Source organism: uncultured Aureimonas sp. (assembly GCF_913775355.1).
Classification (GTDB): domain Bacteria; phylum Pseudomonadota; class Alphaproteobacteria; order Rhizobiales; family Rhizobiaceae; genus Aureimonas.
This window is the reverse complement of sequence record NZ_CAJYIU010000203.1, coordinates 1-3,825: the sequence shown is the minus strand read 5'-3', so window position 1 is coordinate 3,825 and position 3,825 is coordinate 1. Positions and strand designations below refer to the sequence as shown.

Below are 3,825 nucleotides of genomic sequence, written 5' to 3'. Positions count from 1 at the left end.
TCGCGGCCGAGCGGCGCCGGACGCCGCATCGTGTAGGCTGCGGGCCATGATTCGCCTCGTCCACAGCGTGCTGCGCGCCAGCGCCTTCCTCACCCGCCTGCCCGCGGTGCCGGCCGCATTCGCGGGGCCCGCGGTGCCGCTCGGGCGCGATGCGCCGGCGTTTCCCGTCGCGGGCGCGCTCGCCGCCGCGGTGCCTGCGCTGGTCCTCGCCGGTCTCCTCTCGCTCGGCCTGACGCCGCTCGCCGCCTCGGCCTCCGCCATCCTCCTTCTCGTCGCGCTGACCGGCGCGCTTCACGAGGACGGGCTCGGCGACACGGCGGACGGGCTCTTCGGCCACGCCGACCGCGAGCGCGCGCTCACGATCATGAAGGACAGCCGGATCGGCACCTATGGCGCGCTGGCGTTGATGGGGTCGCTGACGTTGCGCATCACATTCCTCGCCGCGATCGCCGACGCCTCGGGCGCGGCCGGTGCCCTGGCGCTCGTGGCGGCGGCGGCGGGCAGCCGCGGTGCGATGGCGCTCCTGTGGTCGGCACTGCCGAGCGCCGATCCCGGTGGGCTCGCCGACCGCGTCGGCCGCCCTTTCAGGAGGGATGGCTGGATCGCCGCCTCGGTCGGCCTCGCACTCGCGTCGATCCTCGCCGTGCCGGTGTCGGGATGGGGCGCCCTGATCGTGCCACCCGGCCTTGCCGCGCTCGTCCTGCTCTGGCTACGCAGCGTTCTCGTCCGGCGGCTCGGCGGGCAGACCGGCGATGCGCTCGGCGCCTGCCAGCAACTGACGGAGATCGCCTGGCTCCTCGGCCTCGCCCTCGTCACCCGATAAGGGCGAGGCCGATCACCGCGACGAGGAGGACGTCGCAGGTCCTGGCGAACAGGCGAAGCGCCCTGCGGATGTCGGCCGCCCCCGCCGCGCGCCGGCCGGCGGCATGGAGCATCGGCGCGTCCACCTCGAGTTCGCCATAGCGGCGCGGACCGCCGAGCGCGAGCCCGAGCGCCCCCGCCACCGCGGCCTCCGGCCAGCCGGCATTGGGCGAGCGGTGTTGCGGGCCGTCGGCAAGGGCCGCCCGACCGGCACGCGCCGCAACGGAGCGGCCGACGAGCATCCAGGCCGACAGCGCGAAGAGCCCGGCCGTCAGGCGCGCGGGCGCGAGATTGGCGAGATCGTCGAGCCGCGCGGCGGCCCAGCCGAAGGCACGGTAGCGCTCGTTGAGATGGCCGATCATCGAATCGGCCGTGTTCAGCATCTTGTAGGCCATGAGGCCCGGCAGACCGAACAGGGCGAGGAACAGAAGCGGCGCGACGACGCCGTCGGAGGCGTTCTCGGCGAGGCTCTCGATCGCCGCGCGCGCGACGCCGGCCTCGTCGAGGGTCTCCGGGTCGCGGCCGACGATCATCGACACCGCCCGCCGCCCGGCTGGCAGGCCCTCGGCCTTCAGCGCCTCTGCGACGCGCCGGACATGGTCGGACAGGCTCTTCTGGGCCAGCAAAATCGAGGCGAGCGCCGCCTCGACGTCGAAGCCGACCCAGCCGAGCGCCGCGGTCATTTCGTGGATTGCCAGCCCGAGGAGGACGGCGAGACCGAGGAGCACGAGGATCGACGCGAGGCCCGCCGCGCGCCGCGTGCCGTCCGGCCAATGGGGCCGGTTGAACGCGCGGTCGGCCGCTGCGATCAGCGTGCCGAAGCCGGCGACGGGATGGGGCACCCGGCGCCACACCCGGTCGGGATCGCCGACGACGCGATCGATGCCGAGTGCCAGCGCGGCGAGCGCGGCGCTCACAGTCCGGCCTCCGCCCTCGCCTCGCGAAGCGCACAGGCGAGGCGCGCAGCCTCTTCCGCGCGGCGCGTCAGCCCGAAGCGCAGCCAGTCGGCAGGATCGGCGAACGGGCGGACGAGGATGCGGCGGCGCGCCAGGGCTTCGAACACCGCACCGGCGCGCGGCGTCTCGACCAACGCGAACAGGCCGGCGTCGCCCCGCGGCGTGAAGCCGGCGTCAGTGATCGCGCCGCGCGTTTCCGCTGCGCGGCGCGCGATCTCGTGGCGCAGCGCGGCGATCCCGTCGCGGTCCGCCATGAGCGTCGCGCCAGCAAAAAGTGCTGGCCCCGACACCGCCCAGGGGCCGAGCCGGGCGGCAAGGTGTGCCGCGAATGCGGGCGTCGTCAGCGCGAAGCCGAGCCGAAGCCCGGCAAGGCCGAAGAACTTGCCGAAGGATCGCAGCACCACGAGGCCCGGCCGGCCGGCATCGCCCGCCAAGCTCTCTCGCGGGTCGGCGTCCATGAAGGCCTCGTCGACCACCAGCCAGCCGCCCCGCGCCGCCAGTCGGTCGCCGAGTGCCAGAAGCGAGCAGCGCTCGAAGCGGCGCCCGTCCGGATTGTTCGGATTGACGAAGACGGCCACCCCCACGTCGTCCGGCACCGCCTCCGGGCTCGAGACAGCAAGGATGCGGCGGCCGGCGGCCGCAAAGGCGCGGGCGTGCTCGCCATAGGCGGGTCGCAGGATCGCCGCCGCGCCGTCGGGCAGGAGATGCGGCAGGAGCGAGATCAGCGCCTGGCTGCCGGGCGCGGCGACGAGACCGGCCGTCGCAGGCGCACCGTAGTGATGGCGCGCGGCCTCGCAGGCGTCGCGTTCGAGATCGGCTTCCGGCAGGCGGGTGAACAGCTCACCGGGGAGAGGCGGCAGCGGAGCCGGCAGCGGGTTGATGCCGGTGGAGAGGTCCAGCCAGTCCTCGCGCCGCCCGCCGAAGCGCTCGATCGCCGCCTGGAGCGCGCCGCCATGGACAAGGTGCGGGTTCATGCGAGATCGATCACATGCGCGAACGAGCCGGACACCCGGCCGTGCCGCAGGCCGAGGGCTCCAAGGTCATCGCCCAGCGCGTCCGCCGCATCGAAGAGGCGCTCGCCCGCGCCTTCCGCGATGATCGATGCGTAGTGGAACTCGTGCCCGACGAGCGGCCCGCTCCACGGCCCGCCCGGCCGCGGCCGCAGCCGGCGGTAGCCGAGATGCAGCCGGCGCGCCTTGAAGGAGGTCGCGACGGGCAGCAGGCCAAGCATCGGATGGCTCGTCCCGTCCGCCGCCTCCAGCCGGTCGCCGAGCACCATGTAGCCGCCGCACTCGCCGTAGATCACGGCGCCCCGCTCGCGCGCGGCCGTCATGCCGGCGCGAAATTTTGCCGCCGCCGCGATCGACCCCGCATGAAGCTCGGGGTAGCCGCCGGGCAGGAACACCGCATCGGACGACGGATCGGGCGCCTCGTCGGCAAGCGGCGAGAAGGTCGACAGGTGAGCGCCCGCCGCGCGCCAGCCGTCCAGAAGGTGCGGATAGGCGAAGGCGAAGGCCTCGTCGCGCGCGACGGCGATCCGGGCGCCGAGCGGCGGAAGGCGGGGCGACGGCGAGGGCCGGAAGACGTCGGGCGAAGCGGGGGCGAGGAGCGCGTTGAGCGCGGCGACGTCCGCCCCTTCCCCGAACCAGTCGGCGGCGCGGTCGAGAAAGGCGTCGAGCTCCGCCGTCTCGCCCGCCTGCACCAGACCGAGATGCCGCTCGGGCAGGACCAGCGCCTCACGTCGCGGCAGGACGGCGAGGATCGGCAGATCGAGCGGCCGCAGCGCCGCGCGCAGGAGCGCCTCGTGCCGCGCGCTGCCCACGCGGTTCAGCGCCAGCCCGCAGAAGCGCAGCCCCGGGCGATGATCGCGAAAGCCGCGCACGAGCGCCGCGACGGAGTGCGACTGCTTCGCGCAGTCCACCACGAGGAGCACCGGAAGCCCGAGCATGGCGGCGAGATCGGCGGCCGAGCCCGTTCCGTCAGCCGCCCCGTCGAAGAGGCCCATCAT

The 3,825-nt window shown here is 74.5% G+C and carries 4 protein-coding genes; 1 reads left to right on the top strand and 3 read right to left on the bottom strand.

What is annotated here, in order from left to right; translation table 11 throughout:
* On the top strand, positions 1-823 hold an 823-nt coding region (locus QZ753_RS12630), incomplete at its 5' end, for an adenosylcobinamide-GDP ribazoletransferase (protein WP_367171514.1).
* On the opposite strand, the gene cbiB is transcribed toward QZ753_RS12630, so the two are convergent.
* The 3 genes from cbiB to QZ753_RS12615 form a co-directional block, all read right to left on the bottom strand.
* Entirely contained in the window at positions 813-1,778 is a 966-nt protein-coding gene (gene cbiB, locus QZ753_RS12625; protein WP_294644156.1) for an adenosylcobinamide-phosphate synthase CbiB, read from the bottom strand. The two genes, QZ753_RS12630 and cbiB, sit on opposite strands and share 11 nt — an antisense overlap.
* Positions 1,775-2,791, bottom strand: a complete 1,017-nt coding sequence (cobD, locus tag QZ753_RS12620; protein ID WP_294644155.1) for a threonine-phosphate decarboxylase CobD — start codon at positions 2,789-2,791, stop codon at positions 1,775-1,777. The genes cbiB and cobD overlap by 4 nt, the downstream gene beginning before the upstream one ends.
* On the bottom strand, positions 2,788-3,825 hold a 1,038-nt coding region (locus QZ753_RS12615), incomplete at its 5' end, for a cobyrinate a,c-diamide synthase (protein ID WP_294644154.1). The genes QZ753_RS12615 and cobD, both read right to left, overlap by 4 nt.